Genomic DNA, 25501 nt, shown 5'->3' on the forward strand with positions numbered 1-25501 from the left:
GTGGTCACACCCGTTCCCATGCCGAACACGGAAGTTAAGCACTTGAACGCCGAAAGTAGTTGGGGGCTTCCCCCTGTGAGGATAGGACGTTGCCAGGCAAACGGTGGTTCTGGAGCATACGCTCAAGGGCCGCCGCTTTTTTATGGACTTTTTTTTGGTTTTTTCATATATATAATAAGGAAGGAATGTGATACTCATGGCAAAAAAACAAAAAATGCGCGTTGCCGTAGAAGAAAATGAAACGATCAGTGATTGTTTGGATCGGATCGATGCCATGGGTTATCGTCCGACCGTCCGGCGGGAAGAACCGATTTTTGGACTGGATGCGAATGATGAACCGTATCCCATCCGTCAGCAAATCATCTTTGACTGTAAACCGAAACTCGAAGCTGAAAATGCCTGAATCGTGATAACTTCTTATACATACGACTCTTTCATAAACGAAAGGGTCGTATTTTTTTGTCGTTTTCTTATTAATAGTGTTGACTGCTTTCAAATTTCCGAATACTGAACTAAATGAACAGAACAATTTAAGCTTAAAAGCGAACGATAAATTTTCAGATAATTAAATTGTTCGCCTTTGGTTGACGAACCGACTCGAGTCTTGTTAAGATGAAGGCGTGATAGGAAGATTGAATATAACACCTCGTATAATAGCAGGGATATGGCTTGCAAGTTTCTACCCGACGACCCTAAATCGTTGGACTATGGGGTATATGGATGTTCGTCGATAATTCTTTGGCGTACCTTTTTATACCCTAAGCCACCCTTTTAGACGTGGTTTGGGCTTTTTTTATGCAAAAAGGAGGAGACGCAGATGAGTAAGGTGGAAATCGGGGTCATCATGGGCAGTCAATCAGATTGGGTGACCATGCAGAAAACGTGTGATGTACTGGATCAGCTGGACATTGGTTATGAAAAGAAAGTTGTGTCGGCACACCGGACACCTGACTTGATGTTCCGTTATGCCGAGTCTGCCCGGGAACGGGGACTCAAGGTCATCATTGCCGGTGCAGGCGGAGCCGCTCACCTTCCGGGAATGGTAGCTGCGAAGACGACACTTCCCGTAATCGGGGTTCCGATTCAAAGCAAAGCACTTCAAGGCATCGATTCCTTACTCTCCATTGTCCAAATGCCCGGTGGTGTTCCAGTCGCGACAGTTGCAATTGGTGACGCCGGAGCCAAAAATGCGGGTTTACTTGCTGCTCAGATTCTTGGAACGGTTGACGAACGGATTGCCCGAGCTCTTGATCATATGCGTGTCGAACTGGAAGGAGACGTCATCGCTTCCGAGGTGTATCTGACATGAAACGGGTTGGTATCTTAGGTGGAGGTCAATTAGGTCGGATGATGGCTTTATCTGCACGCCAAATGGGTTATTCGCTCATCACACTGGATCCAACTGAAAACGCACCGTGTGCACAAGTTTCCGATCAACAGATTCAAGCACCGTTCACGGATGTCGAGGCCGCAAAGCGACTTGCTGCTGAATCAGACGTCGTGACCTATGAGTTTGAGAATATCTCACACGAAGTAGCGGAAGCAATCGGTTATAAACTGATTCACGGGACAGAGCTTTTGTTTCGGACCCAACACCGGATTCGGGAGAAAGAACTGATTGAACAGCTTGGTTACAAGGTGGCACCGTATCAGGGAGTTCAGACAAGTGAAGATCTCCTTGGAGCCAAACGGCAGTTAGGTTTCCCATTCGTCTTGAAAACAGCCCGCTTTGGTTACGACGGGAAAGGCCAGACGGTCATTCGGACAGAGCTGGATTTACAAACAGCGATGAAGACCTTTGAAGCAACCGAATATGTTGCTGAAAAATGGTTACCGTTTGATCAGGAGATTTCCGTCATCGTCACGCGAAGCGAACGGGAAACGAAGGTCTTCCCGGTCAGTGAAAATATCCATCAAGACAACATTCTGCATCTGTCAATCGTTCCCGCCCGCATCCCAATCGACTTGGAACAAAAAGCGATTGAACTGGCGACACGTCTCGCAAACGATGTCGATTTGATTGGCACACTGGCAATCGAACTGTTCGTCGTCGGCTCCGAACTGATCGTCAACGAACTGGCACCCCGTCCGCATAACTCGGGTCATTATTCAATCGATGCGTGCGAGACGTCACAGTTTGAACAGCATATCCGCGCCATCTGCGGACTGCCGCTTGGCGAAACCCGCTTGACGACACCGGTCGTCATGGCGAACATCCTAGGTCAGCATATCACGGCATTAGACGAGGCATTACCGATGTTATCCTCGCGGACGAAAGTCCATTTATACGGAAAACAGGACGCAAAACAGGGGCGGAAGATGGGGCATCTGAACATCTTGGCTGATTCGGTCGAAGAAGCGTTAGCCGAAGTTGAGCGCCTGCAGATATGGAAGGAGACGGTTAAATGATTGAACGTTATACACGTCCTGAGATGAAAGCGATCTGGACAGAACAGAATAAATTCGAAGCCTGGTTGAAAGTTGAGATTTTAGCATGTGAAGCCTGGAGTGAACTCGGTGTGATTCCAAAAGAAGACGTCCAGTTACTGTGGGAAAATGCTTCCTTTGATGTCAACCGCATCAATGAGATCGAACAGGAGACACGCCACGATGTCATCGCCTTCACACGTGCTGTTTCCGAGACGCTTGGCGAAGAACGTAAATGGGTCCATTACGGGCTGACGTCAACGGATGTCGTCGATACGGCATTATCGTACTTGCTGAAACAAGCCAATGATATCTTGGCGGCCGATCTCGATCGTTTCATCGAGATTTTAAAAGTCAAAGCCAACGAACATAAATATACGGTCATGATGGGACGTACACACGGCGTACACGCCGAGCCGACGACGTTTGGTCTGAAGCTGGCCCTTTGGTACGAAGAAATGAAACGCAATAAAGTCCGGTTCGAGGCAGCACGGGAAACAGTCGAATACGGCAAGATGTCGGGAGCGGTCGGAACGTTTGCGAACATCGACCCGTTCATCGAAAAATATGTCTGCGAGAAGCTTGGGACGAAACCGGCACCGGTCTCGACACAAACGCTTCAACGTGATCGTCATGCCCACTACATGTCGACGATTGCCTTAATCGCGACATCGATTGAGAAGATGGCGACGGAAATCCGCGGTCTGCAAAAAACGGAGACCCGTGAAGTCGAAGAATTCTTCGCTAAAGGTCAAAAAGGATCATCGGCGATGCCGCATAAACGGAATCCGATCGGTTCGGAGAACATGACCGGTCTTGCCCGGGTCATCCGCGGCCATATGGTGACAGCGTACGAAAACGTCTCGCTGTGGCATGAACGCGATATCTCCCACTCGTCTGCGGAACGAATCATTTTACCGGATGCGACGGGATTACTCAACTATATGCTGAACCGGTTCGGTAACATCATTAAAAATCTGACGGTGTTCCCGGAAAACATGAAACGCAACATGGACCGGACGTTTGGGGTCATCTTCTCCGGTCACGTCTTACTCGCCTTGATCGAAAAAGGCTGGTCACGTGAAGCGGCATACGACTTCGTCCAACCGCGGGCGATGCAGGCATGGGAAGAACAAATCATGTTCCGCGATGTCTTATGGCAGGAAGCGGATATTCAACAACTCTTTACAGAAGAAGAACTCGATGCTTGTTTTGATCCGACGTATCATACGAGCCGGGTCGATGAAATCTTTGAACGGTGTGGCTTGAACTAATCAACCTGAGACGGGAGTCTGACTCCCGTCTACATCTTAGGATCATGGGGGACGAAATCGATGCAACCACTTTATGAAGGAAAAGCAAAACGATTATACACGACGCAGGATCAGGATGTGCTCCGCATCGTCTACAAAGACGAAGCTACGGCATTTAATGGAGAGAAGAAGGCAGAGTTTGCCGGTAAGGGAGAACTGAACAACCGCTTAACGAGCCACTTTTTTGAGGTCCTCGCAGCGGCAGGAATTCCGACACACTTCATTGAACGGACATCGGAGCGCGAACAGCTCGTACGTCGTGTCACCATCATTCCACTCGAAGTCGTCGTTCGAAACGTCGTCGCCGGCAGCCTGAGTAAACGGCTCGGTATCGAAGAAGGAACGGTCCTCGAAACACCGATCGTCGAGTTTTATTATAAGGATGACAGCCTAGGCGATCCGCTTGTCACACCGGCACACATCAATTTACTGAAGATTGCGACGACGGAGGAGCTTTCCTTGCTCGAACAGGAAGCGCATCGCGTCAATGATGTCTTACGGCCTTACTTTGATGAAAAAGGAATCACCCTGATTGATTTTAAACTTGAATACGGTAAAACACCGGCAGGAGAAATTTTACTCGCAGACGAAATCTCACCGGATACATGCCGGTTATGGGATAAAGAAACAGGCGAACACCTCGATAAAGATGTCTTTCGCCGTAATATCGGATCACTCATCGACACGTACCAAACACTATTCAATCGCCTAGGGGGAAACGGACAATGAAAAAGGTTACAGTAGCGGTCGCATTACGGGAAAGCATTTTAGATCCACAAGGGGTTGCGGTCAAAGGTGGATTACAACAGCTTGGTTTTGAAGGTGTCGAGGAAGTCCGGATCGGTAAACGAATTGAATTGCTTGTTTCAGATGAGACAACGGACACGATGATTCATGAGATGTGTCAGAAACTGCTCGTCAACACTGTCATGGAAGACTACCGTTTTGATGTAGAAGAGGTGACGACCGTATGAAGTTTGCCGTCATCGTGTTTCCAGGATCGAACTGTGATCTAGATATGTACCATGCTGTGAAAGACGCACTCGGTGAAGAAGCAGAGTATGTCTTCCATACGGAAACGTCACTTGAAGGATATGACGGCGTCTTGTTGCCGGGCGGTTTTTCTTACGGCGACTATCTCCGGTGCGGAGCGATCGCTCAATTCTCACCGATCATGGAGGAAGTCAAACGCTTTGCAGCAGAAGGCAAAACGGTTCTCGGCGTCTGCAACGGCTTCCAGATCCTTGTTGAAGCCGGACTTCTCCCAGGTGTCTTACACCGTAATACGGGACTAAAGTTCATGTGCCGGACGGTTGAACTGAAGGTTGAAAACAATGAGACACGCTTTACATCGGACTATGCGGCACAAGAAACGATTACGATTCCAATCGCACACGGAGAAGGCAACTATTACTGTGACGATGCGACGTATGCGATGTTACAGACGAACCGGCAAATTGCCTTTACGTATACGGATAACCCGAACGGATCACGCGGCGACATTGCCGGTATCACGAACAAAGCCGGGAACGTACTCGGTATGATGCCACACCCGGAACGGGCAGTCGAACTGCTGACCGGCGGAACCGATGGACTTAAGTTATTCACTTCACTCGTCAAACAGGGGGCACACCATGCTAAAACAACAGTCTGAACCAACGATGGAGCAAATTCAGGAACAACGGATCTACGCAACGATGGGACTGAGCGACGCAGAATACGACATGGTCGTCAAGTTACTCGGGCGTCAACCGAACTATACAGAAATCGGATTGTTTTCCGTCATGTGGTCGGAGCATTGTTCGTACAAGACATCGAAGCCGGTCTTACGCCAGTTTCCGACGACAGGTCTACGCGTCCTGCAGGGTCCCGGCGAAGGAGCAGGTGTCGTCGACATCGGGGACAATCAAGCCGTCGTCTTTAAAATCGAGAGTCACAACCACCCGTCAGCCGTCGAACCGTATCAAGGGGCAGCGACTGGTGTCGGTGGGATTATCCGCGATATCTTTTCGATGGGAGCCCGTCCGGTCGCCTTGATGAACTCGCTTCGGTTCGGTCACCTCGGTACACCGCGTGTCAATCAACTGTTTGAACAAGTGGTCGCTGGAATTGCCGGATACGGGAACTGTGTCGGCATTCCGACGATCGGGGGAGAAGTCGGCTTTGATCATTCGTATGAGGGCAACCCGCTTGTCAATGCGATGTGTATCGGTTTAATCAACCACGAAGACATTCAGAAAGGTCTTGCCAAAGGAGCCGGCAACTCGGTCATGTACGTCGGAGCCGCAACCGGACGCGACGGGATTCACGGAGCGACCTTTGCTTCAGAAGATCTTGGGGAGGATACGGAAGCAAAACGTCCGGCTGTTCAAGTCGGTGATCCGTTCATGGAGAAGCTGTTAATCGAAGCATGTCTCGAAATCGTCGGTCATCCGGCGCTCGTCGGCATGCAGGATATGGGAGCTGCCGGACTGACATCATCGTCGGCTGAGATGGCTTCAAAAGCCGGTATGGGCATCGAGATGCATCTCGACGACGTCCCGCAACGGGAAACCGACATGACGGCTTACGAAATGATGTTATCGGAATCACAAGAGCGGATGTTGCTCGTCGTCGAACGCGGACGCGAGTCGGAAATCGAAGCAATCGTCAGTAAATGGGGACTGCATGCGGTGCACGTCGGAGAAGTCATCGACGAGAAAGTATTGCGTCTCGTCCATCACGGCAAAATCGTCGCCGAAGTACCGGTTGATGCGCTCGCGGAAGAAGCACCGGTTTATAACAAACCGTCACGCGTTCCGGCTTATTATGAAGAATTTCAGGCAATGGATGAAACGTTACCAGTCGTTGACGATGTGGTCGAGACATGGCGTGCCTTGCTCAAACAACCGACGATTGCTTCCAAACGTTGGGTCTACGATCAATACGATCATATGGTCCAGACGTCGACTGTCGTCGCACCGGGTTCTGATGCCGCCGTCATCCGGGTTCGCGGAACGAACAAAGCACTCGCGATGACGACGGACTGCAACAGCCGGTTCGTTTACCTCGATCCGTTTGTCGGCGGACAGATTGCCGTCGCCGAAGCAGCCCGCAACATCGTTGCGAGCGGTGCGACACCACTGGCCATTACCGATTGTCTGAACTTCGGGAATCCGGATAAACCGGAAGGCTTCTGGCAACTGCAGCAAGCGACGGCCGGAATGGCTGAGGCGTGCCGGGTCCTTGAGACACCGGTCATCGGCGGAAATGTTTCCTTATACAACGAATCTGCCGGAAAAGCAGTTCATCCGACACCGGTCGTCGGGATGGTCGGTCTCCACGAACAAACGGAGTGGATTACGACACAACACGTCAAGCAAGCAGGCGACGCGGTTTACCTGCTCGGAGAAACGAAAGCTGAATTCGGCGGCAGTGAACTGCAATATCTGCAATTCGAAAAATCATTCGGAAAAGTACCGCACATTGACCTAGCCGTCGAACAAGAACGGTTGCTGGCCTTGCAGGAAGCGGTACAAACGGGACAAGTCACAGCAATCCATGACGTGGCGGAAGGCGGTCTCGCCGTTGCTTTAGCCGAAATGACATTCGGAACGACGCTTGGTCTGGACGTGACATTTGACGGTCCGGCTCTGCACCTGTTCAGTGAATCGCAATCACGGTTCGTCGTGACGGTGAAACCGGAACAGGAAGCCGCCTTCGTCAAACAGACAGGCGCGCATAAATTAGGGTATGTTACCGATCAAGATGCTTTGCAAATCAAGACAAACGATACATTCATCGAAGCGACACGTTCAACACTGCAAGCCGACTGGGAAGGGGCGATCGCGTGTTATATGACATCAAAGGATTAAACGAAGAGTGTGGGGTGTTCGGGATTTTCGGACAACCGGAAGCGGCGCAGCTTGCGTACTACGGACTCCACAGCCTCCAACACCGGGGACAGGAAGGAGCAGGAATCGTCGCGAGTGACGGGAAACTGCTTCTGCCGCACCGGGGACAAGGGCTCGTCACGGAAGTTTTTTCGCAGGAGACGCTTGATTCCTTATCGGGGCACCATGCCATTGGACATGTCCGTTATTCGACAGCCGGGGGAAATACGCTCGAGAATACACAACCGCTCCATTTTAAATCACGAACGGGCGACTTGGCGCTGGCGCACAACGGAAATCTCGTCAATGCCGATTCGTTAAAACACTTACTTGAAGCGGAAGGGGCGATTTTCCAAACGACGAGTGATACGGAAGTCGTTGCCCACCTCGTCAAACGGAGTAAGTTACCGACGCTTGAAGACCGGATTGCCGATAGTCTGGCCCGGCTCGTCGGTGCATTCGCCTTCTTGTTCTTAACGGAAGATACGTTGTACGTTGCCGTTGACCCACACGGTCTGCGGCCGTTGTCGCTCGGTAAAACACCGGACGGCGGCATCGTCTTTTCATCCGAGACATGTGCCTTTGACATCGTCGGTGCCGAGTTCATCCGTGATATCGAGCCGGGGGAGCTCGTGACGATTACGACGTCCGGTATGTCATCAAGCCAGTATATGGAACCGCATGAACGGGCAATGTGTTCGATGGAATACATCTACTTTTCCCGTCCCGATTCGATGATCGATGGGGTCAATGTTCATACAGCACGAAAAGCACTTGGTAAAAAGATGTTCGAAGAAGCACCGGTCGAGGCCGATGTCGTTACCGGTGTGCCGGATTCAAGCATCTCGGCAGCGATCGGTTACGCGGAAGCAAGCGGCATTCCATATGAAATGGGATTGATTAAAAACCGTTACGTCGGTCGGACGTTTATCCAACCGTCACAGGAACTGCGCGAACGCGGCGTCAAAATGAAGTTATCGGCGCTACGAGGTGTCGTCAACGGCAAACGGGTCATCATGGTTGATGATTCCATCGTTCGCGGGACGACGAGTCGCCGCATTGTCGGACTGTTACGGGAAGCCGGGGCAACGGAAGTTCATGTCCGCATCACGGCACCGCCGATTACGAATCCATGTTATTACGGGATCGATACGTCTTCAAAAGATGAATTGATTTCCGCCCGGTTGACACCAAGTGAAATCTGCCAGGAAATCGGAGCGGATTCACTTGAGTTTCTGACGGTCAATGGAATGGTCAATGCAATCGACCGCCCGTTTGACGGACCATTAAAAGGTCAGTGTACGGCTTGTTTCACAGGCGAATATCCAACACCAATCGGTGCATTAGAACTAGAAGCCAAACTTTGAACAGACGGGGGAACAAAGCATGAGTAAACAATACGAAGCAGCAGGTGTCAGCCTGACAGCAGGATACGAATCCGTTTCCCGCATGAAAAAACACGTGGCCCGCTCGATGCGCAAAGAAGTCATGACGGGACTTGGCAGTTTCGGTGCAATGTTCGACCTCAGCCAATTAAATCTAAAAGAACCGGTTCTCGTCAGCGGGACGGATGGCGTCGGCACGAAGCTGAAGCTTGCCTTCGCCCTCGACCAGCACGATACGATCGGAATCGATTGTGTCGCGATGTGTGTCAATGACATCATCGTCCAAGGGGCGGAGCCGCTCTATTTCCTCGATTACATCGCCCTCGGAAAAGCGATTCCGGCAAAAATCGAGCGGATTGTCGCCGGTGTTGCGGAAGGCTGTGTCCAATCCGGTTGTACCCTGATCGGCGGGGAAACGGCCGAGATGCCGGGGATGTATGCAGACGGTGAGTATGACATTGCCGGCTTTGCCGTCGGTGCCGTCGAAAAACAAAAATTGATCACAGGAGAACACGTTCAACCGGGAGATGTCATTCTCGGTCTCGCTTCATCCGGTGTCCATTCGAACGGCTTTTCACTTGTCCGGAAGATCGTCGCCGAAAGTGGTCTGCGATACGAAGATGAGTTGATGATGTTTGGCAGTACGATCGGCAATACGTTGCTGATGCCGACACGGATTTACGTCGAAGCGGTCAAAGCCGCGCTTGAGACAGAAAAAATTCAGGCGATGGTCCACATTACGGGCGGTGGTTTTTACGAAAACGTCCCGCGTGTGCTTCCGGAAGGTTGCGGGGCGACGTTTGATCCGAAAAAATGGCCGACTTTACCGGTCTTCGACTGGCTCGAACAGGCTGGAAACGTTCCGCGTCACGATATGTACAATGTCTTCAACATGGGGATCGGCTACATGATGATCGTCAAACCGGAAGATGTCACAGCAGTCTCGGCACGACTTGCTCGTGAAAACGAGACCGTCTATACGATTGGGACCGTGACGAGTGAACCGGGTGTCCGGATTCTTGGAGTCGACCAATGAAGATTGCCTGTTTTGCCTCGGGAAGTGGCAGTAATGTCGAAGCTTTATTCGAAGCAGTTGAAACAGGACGTCTGCAGGCTACGATTGAACTCGTCGTCTGTGATCAAAAACAAGCAAAAGTGATTGAACGGGCTCAGGCCCGCGGCTGTGATATCTTCGTCTTCACAGCCAAAGACTACCCGGATAAACCGTCGTTTGAACGGGAAATCGTTGCGGAACTGGAGCGGCGGGGCGTGGAACGGATTATCCTAGCCGGATATATGCGCTTGATCGGAGACGTCCTGCTGTCGCATTATGCTGGACGGATCGTCAACATCCACCCGTCGTTGCTCCCGGCATTTCCGGGAAAAGATGCGATCGGGCAAGCATTTCGTGGCGGAGTCAAAATCACAGGTGTTACAATTCATATAGTCGATGAAGGCATGGATACAGGACCAATCATCGCCCAAGAAGCGGTTCGGATTACAGAGGATATGACACGGGAAACGCTCCAACAAGCGATTCAGCAGGTGGAGCATAGATTGTACCCGCAAGTCATCGAAGAGTGGATGAAAGAGGAGGCAAACGTATGAGAGCGTTAATCAGCGTATCAGACAAAACAGGTATCATCGAACTCGGACAGGCGATGCATGACGCCGGGATTGAATTGATTTCGACAGGCGGAACACATCAAGCCCTTGAAGCAGCAGGACTTCCGGTCATTGGCATCAGTGAAGTCACACAATTCCCGGAGATGCTCGACGGCCGGGTCAAGACCCTCCATCCGATGGTCCATGGTGGACTGCTCGGACGCCGAGACCTTGAAAGTCATCGCGAACAGATGGCGGAACAACAGATCAAACCGATTGATTTTGTGGTCGTCAACCTCTATCCGTTTAAAGAAACGGTCATGAATGAAGATGTCTCGTATGCCGATGCGATCGAGAACATCGATATCGGTGGACCGAGCATGATCCGTTCGGCTGCCAAAAATCATGCCGCCGTGACGGTTGTCGTCGATCCGACAGATTATCAGGCGGTCATCCAGGAAATTCATCTTGGTGGAACGACATTCGAAACCCGTCAAAAGCTGGCAGCCAAAGCATTCCGTCACACAGCGGCGTATGATGCGTTGATTGCCGATTACTTCCTGACGCAGACGGGTGAAAAGTTCCCCGATCAATTGACGATTACGCTCGAAAAAGTGCAGGACTTACGGTACGGAGAAAACCCGCACCAGGAAGCGGCCTTTTACAAAACACCGATCTACCGCGGGGCTTCACTCGCGTCCGCGAAGCAGCTCCACGGCAAAGAATTGTCTTACAACAACATCCAGGATGCCAATGCGGCACTTGAGATTCTCGATGAGTTCCGTGAAGCGGCAGCGGTCGTCGTCAAACACATGAATCCGTGCGGCGTCGCGGTCGGACCGACGATTGATGAAGCGTTCCGTCGTGCCCATGCCGCGGATCCGGTCTCGATTTTCGGCGGAATCGTCGCCTTGAACCGGGAAGTCGATCTTGCGACAGCAGAACAACTCAGTGGAATCTTCCTCGAAATCATCATCGCTCCATCCTTTACGGAAGACGCATTTGCGTTACTGTCGGCGAAGAAAAATCTCCGGTTACTGGAACTGGACGTCAAACGGGTTCAAGCGATCCGGTATACGGCAGTTGCCGGCGGGATGCTCGTTCAAGACAGTGACGACGAGACGCTCGATGACGCGTCAGCACGTGTCGTGACAGACCGGAAACCGACGGCAGGTGAATGGGAAGACTTAAAACTCGCTTGGCGTGCCGTTAAACACGTTAAATCGAATGCAATCGTCATCGCGAAAGATGAAGTGACGGTCGGCGTCGGTGCCGGGCAGATGAACCGTGTCGGGTCAGCCAATATCGCGATTACCCAAGCCGGTGCTAAAGCAGTCGGTGCCGCAATGGGCTCGGATGCGTTCTTCCCGATGGGCGATACGGTTGAGGCAGCTGCTGCGGCAGGCATTACAGCAATCATTCAACCGGGCGGTTCGATCCGTGACCAGGAATCGATTGATGCCTGCAACAAACATGGCATTACGATGATCTTTACGAACGTGCGTCATTTTAAACACTAAGCGGAGGCGAGCCGAATGAAAGTATTAGTAGTCGGTAAAGGTGGACGCGAGCATGCGCTCGTATGGAAATTAGCACAGGATGTCCGGATCGAGACAGTGTACGCAGCACCCGGTAATATCGGGATGACGGAAGCGGTCTGTGTGCCGATCCGGGAAGACGCGATTGAAGAGTTGGTTCAGTTCGCACGGGATGAGCAGATCGACTGGACGATTGTCGGACCAGAAGGACCGCTTGTGCTCGGAATCGTCAATGCGTTTCAAGCAGCCGGCTTACAGATTTTCGGACCGTCCCGCGAAGCAGCAGCGATTGAAGGCAGTAAAAAATTTGCGAAAGCTTTGATGGACCGGGCCGGTATTCCGACGGCGGACCATGCCGTCTTTACATCAGCGGATGAAGCGATTGCTTACATCCGTCGCCAGGGTGCGCCGATCGTCGTCAAAGCGGACGGACTGGCAGCCGGGAAAGGTGTCACGGTTGCGACGACGATTGAACAGGCTGTTCAAGCGATTGACGAAATTTTTGGCGGTGACTTTGGTCAGCAGAGCAGTGTCGTGATTGAAGAATGTCTCGTCGGTGAAGAATGTTCGCTGATGGCTTTCGTGCATGAAGAAACCGTCCTTCCGATGGTCTTGTCGCAAGATCATAAACGGGCTTTCGACGGAGACACCGGTCCGAATACAGGCGGGATGGGGGCATACAGTCCCTTGCCGCAATTTGACGAACAGGCCGTGACGGAAGAAGCGATGCAACGTGTCCTCCGTCCGCTTGTCGAGCAGATGGCAAGCGAAGGGATTCCGTTTACCGGCTTCTTATACGCGGGTCTGATGTTAACGAGCCGCGGACCATCCGTCATTGAGTTCAATGCCCGTTTCGGTGATCCGGAAACGGAAGTGATTTTACCGCGGCTCGAGACGGAGTTGCTCGACGTCATCATGCCATTGATGCAGGGTGACGTTCCGGAAGTCGTCTGGTCGGATGACGCGGTCGTCGGTGTCGTCATTGCGGCGAACGGTTATCCGGAACAACCGGTGACGGGTCAGCCTGTTTCAACAGATACCATCGGGTCAAATCTCCTTGTCTTCCACGCGGGCACGGCCGCAGGGGATGATGATGTGATACTTTCGGCCGGGGGACGTGTCCTCGTCTGTGTGGCGAAGGCAAACGACATGAAGCAGGCCGTAGCAAGCGTTTACAGTGGACTTGATTCATTTGACCGGACCGGCTTCTTTTACCGGACGGATATCGCCAAAAAAGCATTTCGCACGATATAATTTCTTACTTTCCATAAGCCGGTTCTGCTCACATCAGTGTGAGAGGACCGGCTTTTTTGACGGGTACGACAAAACGTAACTTGTCTTCCGTGGCAGTTTTGTGTTATTTTGGCGAAATGACTCGAATTGACGACGAATAAGCTTGAAACTTTTCCGGTAACATTTTAGTATAAGAACTATAAGAAAGCGTTTTCAAATATAAAGGAGGTCGAGCTTTCATGAAAAAAAATTGTGGACGGTCCCCATGGACGAAAACAGAAGTCCGCGCGCATCAAGCGGTCATCAACGGAAAGCTTGCACCTACACTCGTGATTGAAAATGCGACGTACTTAAATCAAGGACTCAAAACATGGCGGACAGCCAACATCTGGATCAGCGGCGACCGGATTATCTACGTCGGACCGGACATGCCGGAAACGGCGGATGAAGTCTACGATGCGACGGGAAAATTTATCGTCCCCGGCTACATCGAACCGCATGCCCATCCGTTCCAATTGTATAATCCGGCGACACTTGCAAAATTTGCGGCAGAGCGCGGAACGACGACACTCGTCAACGATAATATGCTGCTTTTATTAGAGCCGACGGAGCAAGCGTTTGCGCAGGTCGACGCACTGGCAGACCTTCCAACATCGATGTACTGGTGGGCGCGACTGGATGCTCAAACAGAACTGGATGCCGACAGCATCACGATTGATAACCGACGAATTCAAGCGTGGCTGAAACATCCACAAGTCATCCAAGCCGGTGAATTAACGGGCTGGCCGCGACTGTCGCAAGGTGATGATGAGCTATTGCAATGGATGCAGGACGCGATGAAGCTCGGTAAACCGATTGAAGGACATTTCCCGGGGGCTTCTGCAAAGACGTTAACGAAAATGGCGTTGTTCGGTGTCACGAGTGACCATGAAGCGATGACGGTCGAAGAAGCGCTGATGCGTCTCGAACTCGGCTACACGACAACGATCCGCTATTCCTCGATCCGTCCGGATTTACCGGATATCTTTGCCGGTCTCGTTGAAGCGGGATTACAAAATTACGAGAAGGTACTGGTGACGACAGATGGCTCGACACCATCCTTTTATAAAGCCGGTCTGATGGATGAGACAATCCGTCTGATGCTTGCCGCCGGGATTGCGCCGGAAGAAGCGTACCGGATTGCGTCGTACAACGCAGCGCGTCACTTTAACCTCGATCATCTGCTTGGCAGTATCGCTCCGGGACGGATTGCCCATTTAAACATCCTCGAAGCAAAAGACAAGCCGACACCGGTTGACGTCGTCGCCCGCGGGACCTGGGTCCGCAAAAACGATATCCCGTGTTATCCGGTCGAAGCGCTCGACCGGGCGATCGATTTGATGCCGGCTTCACAAGTCGGTCTTGAGTTGACGGAACAGGACTTTTCGTTCAGCATGCCGGTTGGCCTTGAAATGGTCAATTCGGTCATCATGAAGCTCTATCAGGTCGAACACGATACCAGCATGCAGGTGCTGCCTGCCGGATGCAATGAGTCATTTTTGATGCTCGTTGACCGGGAAGGAAAATGGCGTCTGAATACCGTGCTGAAAAATTTTGCGACCCATGTCGGCGGGCTCGTCAGTTCGTATTCGATCAGCGGCGATATCCTGCTGATCGGAAAATCGAAACGGGATATGCAGATTGCCTTTGATCGGATGAAAGCATTCGGCGGCGGGGTGGTTCTCGTCGAAGACGGCGAAGTGGTGGCAGAAGTTCCTTTGACCTTGATGGGGCAGACGTCCGATTTACCGCTTGAAGATTTGATCGTTCAGGAAACGGCGCTCCGTGAAGCACTGTTCGCCCGTGGCTATCAGTTTGAAGATCCGATTTATACGCTTTTGTTCCTGGCGTCGACCCATTTGCCGTATGTCCGGATTACGCCGCAAGGAATTTACGAAGTCTTACGGAAAAAAGTACTTTTCCCGGCAATTTTGCGATGACGCTTGAAATTTAAAACGTCGCACTTTAAACTGTTAAAGAGTAACAAATGGGAAAGGGAGTTAGACGATGCAACTCGATAAATTGCGTGGAAAAGAACTCGATCAATTATTTACAGCCATCATGAAGATGGATTCATTAGAAGATTGTTATACCCTGTTTGAAGACTTGGCGACGGTCAATGAAATTCAGGCCTTGGCACAACGTCTCGAAGTCGCCCGTCAGTTACGGGAAGGCAATACGTATCATAAAATCGAAAAGGCGACAGGTGCTTCGACAGCCACGATTTCGCGTGTGAAACGGTGCCTGAACTACGGTTCCGGCGGCTACGACTTGGCGCTCGCACGATTAGGTCTCGTAGAGGAGGAAGTAGCGGATAACTAATTGGTTATCCGCTATTTCTGTGAAGGAGGACGAAGCCGGATGGATTTAGCGTATCAACAAAAACTGCAACACTTCATTCGAAAACTGACGCCGATCCAGTCACTCGTCATCATTTATTTTGTTGCCGTCATCATTGGTGTCATTTTACTTGGGTTACCCTGGTCGACAAAAGGCAATTACGACTGGGATTTCACGGATCTCGTATTCATGGCCGTCAGCTGTGTCAGCGTGACCGGATTGACGACCGTCTCCGTCTCGGACACATTTACGACGTTTGGGTACTTTATGATCATGATTTTGGTCCAGGTCAGCGGAATCGGTTTGATGTCCCTGCATATTGCGATGTGGGTCATCCTTGGCAAGCGGATCGGCTTTCGGGAGCGGCAACTTGTCGTCCGTGACCAAAACCAGACGACGATGCAAGGGGTCGTTAAATACATTCGGGAAGTCATCATCATTATCGTGTCGATCGAAATCATTGGTGCTCTTATTTTAGGTTTGTATTATACGAAGTATTTTCCGACCCTCGGCGAAGCGATGCTGCAAGGATTGTTTGGTTCTGTCAGCGCGACGACCAATGCCGGGTTCGACATTACCGGAGAATCCCTCCTGCCGTTTCGGGGAGATTTATTTGTCGTCTTTATGCAGATTTTACTGTTGACGCTTGGTGCGATCGGTTTCCCGGTCCTCGTTGAAGTCCGTCGGTACATCTCGTACCGGGCGACCCGTCAAGCGACCCGTCAACCGTATCACTTTTCATTATTCACGAAATTAACCGCATCGACGTTCTTCATCCTGGTTTTATTCGGAACGGTCAGTCTGCTGCTGTTTGAGTGGAATCAATCGTTTAAAGGATTGCCGGTCAATGAAAAAATGGTCGATGCCTTGTTCCAATCGGTGACGACCCGAAACGGCGGACTGACGACGGTCGATATTACGTCGTTCTCGCAAGCCTCGATTTTTGTCTTGTCAATTCTGATGTTCATCGGAGCGTCGCCGTCCTCCGTTGGGGGAGGGATTCGGACGACGACATTTGCCGTCGCCGTCCTCAGTGTCATCGCCTTTATTCGCGGCGAATACGGCATCAAGATTTTTGGACGCGAGATCGGACAGTCGGACATTTGGAAAGCCTTTGTCGTCATCGTCGTTTCGACCGGTGTAACGATGATTGGACTGATTGTCCTGCTGATCTTTGAAGATGCCCCGTTCCTCGTGCTGTTTTTTGAAGCCTGTTCCGCGTTCGGAACTACCGGATTGTCGCTTGGAATTACAAATGAGTTATCCGATGTCGGCAAATGGACCTTATCCGTCCTGATGTTCATCGGACGGATTGGTGTTATTTCGTTTGTCCTGTTGCTGAAGGCGAATCAACCAAAACGGAATTACAATTATCCGAAAGAATCAGTCATCATCGGTTAAGGAGGTTGTGACGTGAATCGGACATTTTGGATCAACTTTGGTTATATCTTTATGGTGCCGGCTTTACCGTTTTTAGCACTCGTCAACGGACGGGCGCTCTGTTCGCCGGATTCCCCGTTACTGGATATCCCGGTCCTGGGTTTTTTCCTGGCAGAACCGTGGGCGTTTGCCGTCCTTTATGCCTTTTTTGCACTGGGGCTTGCCGCGTTGTTAACGAAACGCCAGGTCCGGACTTGAATGGCTTCTCCCATCCCGCTCTGCGCGAGATGGGATTTTGTTTTATACTGGGTACAGAGAATGAGAAGAGAGGATGGAACGAACATGTTGTTACCCTATAACGAATGGCGTCATGTCTTTAAACTCGATCCGGCAAAAGAGATTGAAGAGGCTGCTCTTCAAGCGATTGCGACTTCGGGAACGGATGCCATCATCGTCGGAGGGACCGATGATATCACCCTCGATGCGACACTGGATTTACTGATGCGCTTGCGGCGGTATCCGGTCGCTGTGGCACTGGAAGTATCGGAGCTTGAGGCCGCGACGATGGGATTTGATGCATATTTGACGCCGAGTGTCCTCAACAGCGGAACGCTTGAGCACGTGATTGACAAGCAAGTCGAAGCGCTGGAAGAAGTCGGACATATGCTCGCGCATCAAGATCTGGTCGGGGAAGGGTATATCGTCCTGAACGCTGACGCCAAGGTCGCCCGTGTCACACAAGCAAAACCTCTTAATGATGATCAAGTGGTCGCTTACGCGCAACTGGCGGACAGTGTCTTTCGGATGCCGATCATTTATCTCGAGTACAGCGGTATGTATGGTGATCCGTCACTCGTCGCCTCCGTCAAACGGGTCTTGAAGCAAGGCCGTTTGTTCTACGGCGGTGGTATTGATTCCATCGAACGGGCACAGGAGATGTTGACACATGCCGATACGATCGTCGTCGGCAACATCATCTATGACAATTTAGAAGCGGCACTTGCGACTGTCGCAGCAACACGATAAAATATAAGAACAAAAGTTCGGAATATAGAAATGAGGCTATTTAGATGTTTAATTTAAGTGAACAGCTTGTCAGCGGATTGAACCCGGAACAAGCAAAGGCAGTCAAACACACCGATGGACCGCTCTTGATCATGGCGGGAGCAGGCTCCGGGAAAACCCGTGTCCTGACACACCGCGTTGCCTATTTGATGGCAGCAAAACAGGTCGCTCCGTGGAATATCCTGGCGATTACGTTTACGAATAAAGCGGCACGTGAGATGCGTGACCGGATTTCACGGTTGGTCGGCGGTGTCGCGAATGACATCTGGGTCTCGACCTTCCACTCGATGTGTGTCCGGATGTTACGGCGTGACATCGAAAAAATCGGCTATAACCGGAACTTCACGATTCTTGATTCGAGCGATCAACAGTCAGCACTGAAGCTCGTCTTAAAAGAACAAAACCTCGATCCGAAGAAGTGGGATCCCCGGTCGATGCTGTCGATCATCTCGAGTCAAAAAAATGAACTGCGCAGTGCCGAGTTCTACGCGTCCATCGTCACGAATCCGTATGAAAAAACGGTTGCTGAGATTTATAAAGGATACGAAGCGGTCCTGCGTCGCAACAACGCCCTTGATTTTGATGACTTGATCGGGAAGACGACAGAACTGTTTAAACAAAATCCGGACGTCCTGTCGTTTTATCAACGAAAGTTCCAATACATCCATGTCGATGAGTATCAAGATACGAACAAAGCCCAGTATGATCTCGTCAATCTCCTGGCAGCAGCCCACCAGAACTTATGTGTCGTCGGGGACTCGGATCAGTCGATTTACCGCTGGCGCGGAGCCGATATCGCAAACATCCTGTCGTTTGAGGAAGATTATCCGACAGCGAAAGTCATCCTGCTCGAACAAAACTACCGTTCGTCGAAACGAATTTTGGATGCAGCGAACCATGTCATTCAAAACAACAGTACCCGGAAAGATAAGAAACTGTGGACGGAAAACGCAGAAGGCGAAAAACTGATTGTCCATACAGCGGAAAATGAGCGGGAAGAAGCGTTTTATATCGTCCAGGAAATCCGGAATGCATTGCGTTACGGCATGAAACTAAACGATGTCGCAATTCTGTACCGGACGAATGCCCAATCGCGGGCGATTGAGGAAACGTTGCTGAAATCCAATGTCCCGTACAAGATGATCGGCGGCACGAAGTTCTATGACCGTAAAGAAATCAAGGATGTCCTGGCGTACCTGCGCCTGATTTCAAATCCGAACGAAGACTTATCGTTTGCCCGGATTGTCAATGAACCGAAACGCGGTATCGGAGCGACGACGATTGATAAACTGCGTGATTTTGCCGACCTGCAAGGCGTGTCCTTGATGGAAGCGATCCGCGACATCGAATTGTCGAGCATTGCCCCGAAAACGGCAGCGAAACTGACGGATTTCCGGACAATGATTCTTGGCTTACAGCAAATGCAGGAATTCATCAGCCTGTCCGAACTGGTGGAAGAAGTCCTTGAGAAAACCGGATACCGCCAAGTCTTAAAAGAAGACAAAACACTCGAAGCACAAAGTCGTCTCGAGAACATCAACGAGTTCATCACAGTCGCACAAAACTTTGAAAAAGAGACCGAAAAAGCCGATCCGGAAGACCAAACGATCATCGCGTTCTTAACGGATTTGACGCTGGTCGCCGATGTCGATTCACTGGATGAGAGTGATCCGGGGGAACAGGTCACCTTGATGACGTTACACTCCGCAAAAGGACTCGAGTTCCCGATCGTCTTCCTGATCGGGATGGAAGAAGGATTGTTCCCGCACAGCCGCTCCCTGCAGGATGAAGACGAAATGGAAGAAGAACGTCGTCTCGCCTATGTCGGAATTACGCGGGCTGAAAAACGATTGTACTTGTCCCACGCGCGGATGCGTTCACTGTATGGCCGGACGAATGCCAATCTCGAATCCCGTTTCCTTGCCGAATTACCGGAGGAAGTATTGGAACGGACCGGTAAAAAACCGAAGCCATTGCCATGGGAAGATCGACCGGTACCGCAAGGAAAAGCCGTCATCGGCCGATCGGTCACGAAACCGACAGCGATGAAGACATCAGGCGCAGAATCACTCGGCTGGAACGTCGGTGACAAAGCGGAACATGGAAAATGGGGACGCGGAACCGTCGTTCAGACACGCGGAGCAGGGGACAGCTTAGAAATCGATATCGCCTTCCCGGAAGTCGGTGTCAAACGGTTGCTTGCGAAATTCGCACCAATCAAAAAGGTATGAGTGGAGGCGTCAAGATGATAGAACAGGCACGAATCGAGGAATTACGCCAAAAGTTGAACCAATACAGTTACGAATATTACGTGCAGGATCAACCGACTGTTCCGGACAGCACCTATGATCAATTGTTACGGGAACTGACGGAACTTGAAACGGCACATCCGGAACTGATCACGCCAGATTCACCGACGCAACGCGTCGGTGCTGCGGCGCTCGATGCCTTCGAGAAGGTGACTCATGATTTACCGATGCTATCGCTCGGCAATGTCTTTGACGAAACAGAAATCCGGGAGTGGGTCGCCCGCATCGAACGCTCACTCGGCCGGTCGACGACGTATGTGGCAGAGTTGAAGTTTGACGGACTTGCGATTTCCTTGAAGTACGAAGACGGACAACTTGTCCGTGGTGCGACGCGGGGCGACGGAACGGTCGGCGAGAATATTACACAAAACCTGCGGACAATCAAAGCCTTACCCCTTCGGTTACGTCGAAATGAGACGGTCGAAGTCCGAGGGGAAGCCTATATGCCGAAACAATCATTTGAACGCTTGAATGCGGACCGGGCAGCACGTGAGGAAGCCTTGTTCGCCAATCCGCGTAATGCAGCAGCAGGGAGCTTACGCCAGCTCGACTCGTCGATTACGGCATCCCGCAATCTGTCCTTATTCGTCTACGGTGTCGGTGTCAATACACTGAGTGCCCGTTCGCACAGCGAAGCGATGCTTCAGCTGGCTGAGCTCGGGTTACCGACGAACAAGGAGATGCAGACGTGTGAGACGGTCGAAGAGATTTTAGCCTACATTGCCCACTGGACGATGGAACGTTCTAATTTACCGTATGAAATCGACGGTATCGTCCTGAAAGTTGACCGGTATGACGATCAGGAAGAACTTGGCTTCACAGCGAAAAGTCCCCGCTTTGCGACGGCGTATAAATTTGCCGCAGAAGAAGTCATGACGACAGTCGAAGAAGTTGATTTCAGTGTCGGACGGACAGGGAAAGTCACGCCGCGCGCCCGGTTTGCGCCGGTCGTCGTCGCCGGATCAACCGTCAGTTATGCAACATTGCACAACGCGGACTTCATCGCGGAAAAAGATATTCGACTGCACGATCAAGTCATCATCAAAAAAGCCGGAGACGTCATACCGGCAGTCGTCAGCGTCGTCGTTTCAGAACGGACAGGGAACGAACAACCGATCGAATTTCCGGCTCATTGTCCGGCCTGCGAGTCGGAACTTGTTCGATTGGAAGGCGAAGCGGATATTCGGTGTGTCAGTCCGGAGTGTCCGGCCCAGCTTGTCGAAGGCATCATTCACTTCGTCTCGCGTCAAGCGATGAATATCGACGGTCTCGGCGAAAAAGTCGTGCGTCAATTGTATGAACATGAAGCCATCCGGACGCTCGCCGATTTGTACCGCCTCGACCGGGATGAATTGTTGACGTATGAACGGATGGGTGAAACGTCGGTCGATAATCTTCTGACTGCGATTGAAGCGTCGAAGCAAAATTCTTTGGAACGGTTGATGTTTGGTCTCGGGATTCGATTGGTCGGTCAAAAAGCGGCGTACCTGCTGGCAGAGCGGTTTGATTCACTCGACGGCATCGCACAGGCGGAATATGAAGATATTTTAGCGATTGATGGAATCGGCAGTAAGATTGCCGATTCTGTGACGAAGTATTTTGAACATCCGGAAGCGCAAGCCTTGATCAAGGATTTAGCAGAACTCGGACTGAACCAACAGTTTCTCGGACAACGGGTCGATCAATCGAATGCACCGCTCGCCGGTAAAACGATTGTGTTGACCGGAACGCTCGAATCACTGAAGCGTTCAGAAGCCGGGAAACGGCTCGAGTTGCTTGGTGCGGACGTGACCGGCAGCGTCAGTAAGAAAACGGACATTTTGGTAGCCGGAGAAAAAGCCGGTTCGAAATTAACGAAAGCCGAGTCGCTCGGAATCGAGATTTGGAATGAAACACAATTGCTTGAAGAGTTGGCGAAATACGAAGGGTAACAGAAAATCCGTCAAACAGATGATTTAAATAAAAACAGGGGAGGTGGCATGCATCATGCGCCTTCCCTGTTTCGTATTGAAGTGTACGGAGAATTACAACGATTCGGTTTTGATTAAAATCCCTTGTTTAATCAAACGATTGGTTGCCGTTTCCGGCGGATCACACGTAATCAGTGTAAGGGTTGCTTGCTTGACGTCTTGATTTAAGACGGACAAATCCGTTGGTTTGACAAGTTGTGAGGTCTTCATTTGATAGGTATACCGATGACTTTTTGTCGTCACGATGACATGTGCACCCGTTTTCAACTCGGGCAGACGGTTGAAATGCAGTCCTTTCGTGAAACTTCGGTGTCCCGCTAAGGCGTAATTCCCTTTACCGGGCGCGCCGGTTCCTTTCAGATGACCGATGCTTTGATCAAGAATGGTCGTCGAAGCACCTTCTAAGATGACCTGTTCAAAATCAAGTGATGGAATCGTCAGTAAGCCGCTACCGTTTGTTGCGACCGGTTTCTTCGTTTCCTTGGCATCGACCGCCTTTAAATTTTGTGTCCATTGCTGTTTTAGTTCGTCAGCGGCCTGTTGTTTTTGATGATTGGTATACATCGGCCAAAGAATGAGCAGGATGCCGGCAATCAAAAGAAGAAGACCAAGAAGTCGTCGTTTCATAAAAAAATCCTTTCATCTGCTGAAAAGCAGGATATACTTTTTTGAAAATCAGGGAAAAACTACACCTTCCCCGATGGAAAACTATTCTGTTATGATAGAGAGAACGATTTTGAAAACATGGGGTGCGAAAACAGATGAAATCTAAAAAAATAGTCGCGTTGACGTTGACGAGTACATTATTCCTCGGCGCGTGTTCGTTTGATTTATCACAAAAAAGCGATACAAAAGAAGTCATTACAGAGAGTGAACAAGGAAAAGAAGTCCAGGCTGTCGTCAGTCCGGCGATTGATACGACCGATTCCTATTACCGGACCGTCTTACCGTTCCGGCCGAGTGTCGCTCGCGGGATGACACAAAAACGAGTCAGTTCACGCCTGGAGCTGGATGAAATCGAGACCGGATTGATGCGTCACTCCACTCAATTTTTTGCTCCGGATAAATACTATTATCAAGAAGGACAACTGCTCGAGGCCGATCAAATTGCCCAGTGGTTGTTACGAAAAGGAAAAGCCGGGGATGGTGTCAGTGATCCGAACGGCTTGAACCCTGCCTATACGACCGGAAAGTCTTACAAAGAAAAAAACCAAAAGTCTCCTTTGATTCTATCGCACATTTTGGAACAGGACTACATGTTGGAAGAAGATAAAAAACTCGAACTCGGCGGGACATCCGTCGCTTTAGTCTTAAACAGCGAATATGTTTTCCAGGATGAAAACTACGGTCCGACCTATACCGTGAAACTCGACGAGAAAAAAGTCATCGCAGAAGGAAAACGGATGGCAAATGAATTGGTCAAGAAAATGCGGAAAACGGACGGTATCAAAACGACACCGATCCACGTCGCCTTGTATTTGCAGGAAAGTGAAGGGTCACCGGTTTCCGGACATTATGTATCTTCCGCCTTTATCGGGCGCGGCAATCAGATCAGTTCGAACGACTGGAAGAACTATGATGAAAAATATTATTACTACCCATCGGGTGCCGCGACGAACGATGTCCGTGATGATGCCGCGAAGTTTGATTTGTTCAAGGACCGCCTCGAAGACTATTTCCCGAACTACACCGGTATGATGGGAGAAGGCTTTTATCAGGAAGGTGAACTGAAGAAGTTGGAAATCAAGATTCCGGTTCAGTTTTACGGAAAAGCAGAACTCGTAGCGTTCATTCAATATGTGACCTACTTGCTCGAAAATCGTTGGGAATACAATCGGAATGTCCCGACAACGATTACCGTCACGAACTTGAACGGCGATACGGAAGCGATGTTATTCATCGAGCCGGATACGAAAAAACCGATTGTCAAAATCCGTTGATTTCATTTGAACAGACAGGCTCCTTGCGCAAGCAGGAGTCTTTTTTGTTGAGTCTAAGCTGACTTTTAAGCACAACAAAACAACGATTTACTATTGTCAGATTTCTTTAGATTTACGAAAGTCGTCTTGAAAGCGCATAATAGAAAAGAAGCATCATGCGAATCAGCAGAGACACGCTGGATTCGCCTGTTTTAATCCATGGTAAGGGAGCGGGTCGCATGAAAGGTGGTATTTTTTCACAGATTAGCGCCGTCCACGAAGAGTTGCCTTCTTCTTCGCGGAAAGTCGCTGATTTTGTTTTAGCGCATATGAATGAAATCGCGGGGATGACGATTCATCATTTAGCCGAGGAATCGGGAACAAGTGCCGCAGCGGTCGTCCGTTTTTGCCGGGCACTCGGTTTAAAAGGATATCCAGAACTGCGGATGCGGATTTCAGCGGATACGGCACGAACCGATTTAAAGGGGTATCATGATATTGAAAAAAATGAACGGCCTGCTGACTTAGTGGAAAAGACGGTCAGCAACAGCATTCAAGCCTTACAAGATACGGCGAAACAATTGAGTGAAGACCGGATTGCCGAAGCGACGGACGTCTTGGACCAGGCACGCGCCATTTACTTTTACGGAATCGGGGCATCGAACGTCGTCGCGCTGGATGCTGCCCAAAAATGGACACGCGTCGGGAAACTGACGATTCAGGAATCGGATCAACATCTCGTCGCGACGATTCTTGCGAACGCCAGTCCGGATGATGTCTTTTTTGCGATTTCTTACAGTGGTGAAACCGAGGAAGTCGTCGAGTTAATCCGGCTTGCCAAGATTCGCGGGCTGAAAGTCATCAGTTTGACGCGGTTCGGGGATAACCGGGTCAGCCAGTTGGCGGATATCGCCTTATGGACGTCACGGGCGCCGGAAGCGCCGTTACGCAGTGCGGCCTTAAGTTCGCGTCTCGCCCAGTTGTTTGCGATTGATGTGTTGTTTTTATCCTATGCTGCCGTCCATTATGACGATACGATCGAACGGCTGCAGTATACACGGGAAAGCGTCAAGATGTTGCACAGTAAAAAATAGGGGGCGTACATA

General features: G+C 50.7%; 23 protein-coding genes, 1 rRNA gene and 1 riboswitch. Of the genes, 23 read left to right on the forward strand and 1 reads right to left on the reverse strand.

Features of this window, described 5'->3' with window-relative positions; translation table 11 throughout:
- The 21 genes from rrf to ligA form a co-directional block, all read left to right on the forward strand.
- Window positions 1-98, forward strand: a 5S ribosomal RNA gene (gene rrf, locus KNQ07_RS10550); the annotation flags it as partial.
- Window positions 99-196: 98 nt separating this feature from the next.
- The gene (locus KNQ07_RS10555) at window positions 197-403 is read left to right on the forward strand and encodes an NETI motif-containing protein (RefSeq protein WP_214766541.1); all 207 of its coding nucleotides are present in this window, start codon (window positions 197-199) and stop codon (window positions 401-403) included.
- 223 nt (window positions 404-626) lie between these two features.
- A riboswitch (purine riboswitch) is annotated at window positions 627-728 on the forward strand.
- Between the two features lie 89 nt (window positions 729-817).
- Entirely contained in the window at window positions 818-1309 is a 492-nt protein-coding gene (purE, locus tag KNQ07_RS10560; protein WP_012369353.1) for a 5-(carboxyamino)imidazole ribonucleotide mutase, read from the forward strand.
- Window positions 1306-2409, forward strand: coding sequence for a 5-(carboxyamino)imidazole ribonucleotide synthase (gene purK, locus KNQ07_RS10565; RefSeq protein ID WP_214766543.1), 1104 nt, complete (start codon window positions 1306-1308; stop codon window positions 2407-2409). The genes purE and purK overlap by 4 nt, the downstream gene beginning before the upstream one ends.
- Window positions 2406-3701 (forward strand): adenylosuccinate lyase, encoded by a 1296-nt coding sequence (gene purB / locus KNQ07_RS10570; protein WP_026830835.1) that lies wholly within the window; start codon window positions 2406-2408, stop codon window positions 3699-3701. Before purK ends, purB begins: the two co-directional genes overlap by 4 nt.
- 60 nt (window positions 3702-3761) lie before the next feature.
- On the forward strand, window positions 3762-4469 hold the full coding sequence (gene purC, locus KNQ07_RS10575; RefSeq protein WP_214766545.1) for a phosphoribosylaminoimidazolesuccinocarboxamide synthase: 708 nt from the start codon (window positions 3762-3764) through the stop codon (window positions 4467-4469).
- Complete coding sequence (purS, locus tag KNQ07_RS10580) at window positions 4466-4714, forward strand: phosphoribosylformylglycinamidine synthase subunit PurS (RefSeq protein WP_214766547.1); 249 nt, start codon at window positions 4466-4468, stop codon at window positions 4712-4714. The genes purC and purS overlap by 4 nt, the downstream gene beginning before the upstream one ends.
- The gene (gene purQ / locus KNQ07_RS10585) at window positions 4711-5394 is read left to right on the forward strand and encodes a phosphoribosylformylglycinamidine synthase subunit PurQ (protein WP_214766549.1); all 684 of its coding nucleotides are present in this window, start codon (window positions 4711-4713) and stop codon (window positions 5392-5394) included. Before purS ends, purQ begins: the two co-directional genes overlap by 4 nt.
- Complete coding sequence (purL, locus tag KNQ07_RS10590) at window positions 5375-7594, forward strand: phosphoribosylformylglycinamidine synthase subunit PurL (protein WP_214766551.1); 2220 nt, start codon at window positions 5375-5377, stop codon at window positions 7592-7594. Before purQ ends, purL begins: the two co-directional genes overlap by 20 nt.
- Window positions 7570-8979, forward strand: a complete 1410-nt coding sequence (gene purF / locus KNQ07_RS10595) for an amidophosphoribosyltransferase (protein ID WP_214766553.1) — start codon at window positions 7570-7572, stop codon at window positions 8977-8979. Before purL ends, purF begins: the two co-directional genes overlap by 25 nt.
- Before the next feature lie 19 nt (window positions 8980-8998).
- Complete coding sequence (purM, locus tag KNQ07_RS10600) at window positions 8999-10033, forward strand: phosphoribosylformylglycinamidine cyclo-ligase (protein WP_214766555.1); 1035 nt, start codon at window positions 8999-9001, stop codon at window positions 10031-10033.
- Window positions 10030-10605 carry a phosphoribosylglycinamide formyltransferase gene (gene purN / locus KNQ07_RS10605; RefSeq protein ID WP_012369362.1) on the forward strand — a complete coding sequence of 192 codons (576 nt, stop codon included), beginning with the start codon at window positions 10030-10032 and terminating at the stop codon, window positions 10603-10605. The genes purM and purN overlap by 4 nt, the downstream gene beginning before the upstream one ends.
- Window positions 10602-12122 carry a bifunctional phosphoribosylaminoimidazolecarboxamide formyltransferase/IMP cyclohydrolase gene (gene purH / locus KNQ07_RS10610; RefSeq protein ID WP_214766557.1) on the forward strand — a complete coding sequence of 507 codons (1521 nt, stop codon included), beginning with the start codon at window positions 10602-10604 and terminating at the stop codon, window positions 12120-12122. Before purN ends, purH begins: the two co-directional genes overlap by 4 nt.
- A 15-nt stretch (window positions 12123-12137) precedes the next feature.
- Window positions 12138-13394, forward strand: a complete 1257-nt coding sequence (gene purD / locus KNQ07_RS10615; protein ID WP_214766559.1) for a phosphoribosylamine--glycine ligase — start codon at window positions 12138-12140, stop codon at window positions 13392-13394.
- Between the two features lie 218 nt (window positions 13395-13612).
- Entirely contained in the window at window positions 13613-15352 is a 1740-nt protein-coding gene (locus KNQ07_RS10620) for an adenine deaminase C-terminal domain-containing protein (RefSeq protein ID WP_214766561.1), read from the forward strand.
- Between the two features lie 67 nt (window positions 15353-15419).
- Window positions 15420-15734 (forward strand): YerC/YecD family TrpR-related protein, encoded by a 315-nt coding sequence (locus KNQ07_RS10625; RefSeq protein ID WP_012369366.1) that lies wholly within the window; start codon window positions 15420-15422, stop codon window positions 15732-15734.
- A gap of 39 nt (window positions 15735-15773) precedes the next feature.
- Window positions 15774-17153: a TrkH family potassium uptake protein gene (locus KNQ07_RS10630; RefSeq protein WP_214766563.1), complete on the forward strand. Its 1380-nt coding sequence runs from the start codon at window positions 15774-15776 to the stop codon at window positions 17151-17153.
- A gap of 12 nt (window positions 17154-17165) precedes the next feature.
- Window positions 17166-17390, forward strand: a complete 225-nt coding sequence (locus KNQ07_RS10635; protein WP_131504454.1) for a hypothetical protein — start codon at window positions 17166-17168, stop codon at window positions 17388-17390.
- Between the two features lie 84 nt (window positions 17391-17474).
- Complete coding sequence (pcrB, locus tag KNQ07_RS10640) at window positions 17475-18158, forward strand: heptaprenylglyceryl phosphate synthase (protein WP_131504455.1); 684 nt, start codon at window positions 17475-17477, stop codon at window positions 18156-18158.
- A gap of 44 nt (window positions 18159-18202) precedes the next feature.
- Window positions 18203-20428: a DNA helicase PcrA gene (pcrA, locus tag KNQ07_RS10645; RefSeq protein ID WP_131504456.1), complete on the forward strand. Its 2226-nt coding sequence runs from the start codon at window positions 18203-18205 to the stop codon at window positions 20426-20428.
- 14 nt (window positions 20429-20442) lie between these two features.
- Complete coding sequence (gene ligA, locus KNQ07_RS10650; protein WP_214766565.1) at window positions 20443-22437, forward strand: NAD-dependent DNA ligase LigA; 1995 nt, start codon at window positions 20443-20445, stop codon at window positions 22435-22437.
- A gap of 93 nt (window positions 22438-22530) precedes the next feature.
- Here the strand turns inward: ligA and KNQ07_RS10655 are convergent, their stop codons facing one another.
- A complete protein-coding gene (locus KNQ07_RS10655; RefSeq protein WP_114596947.1) occupies window positions 22531-23103 on the reverse strand; it encodes a class D sortase in 573 nt (190 codons plus the stop codon).
- 134 nt (window positions 23104-23237) lie between these two features.
- Here KNQ07_RS10655 and KNQ07_RS10660 point away from each other — a divergent pair, with 134 nt between their 5' ends.
- Both KNQ07_RS10660 and KNQ07_RS10665 read left to right on the forward strand, forming a co-directional pair.
- Window positions 23238-24416 (forward strand): CamS family sex pheromone protein, encoded by a 1179-nt coding sequence (locus tag KNQ07_RS10660; protein ID WP_026829293.1) that lies wholly within the window; start codon window positions 23238-23240, stop codon window positions 24414-24416.
- Window positions 24417-24634: 218 nt separating this feature from the next.
- Window positions 24635-25489: a MurR/RpiR family transcriptional regulator gene (locus tag KNQ07_RS10665; protein ID WP_214766567.1), complete on the forward strand. Its 855-nt coding sequence runs from the start codon at window positions 24635-24637 to the stop codon at window positions 25487-25489.
- Window positions 25490-25501: the final 12 nt, after the last annotated feature.

Origin of the sequence: Exiguobacterium sp. s145, from assembly GCF_018618835.1 — a bacterium.
In the GTDB taxonomy this organism is placed as follows: Bacteria; Bacillota; Bacilli; order Exiguobacteriales; family Exiguobacteriaceae; genus Exiguobacterium_A; species Exiguobacterium_A artemiae.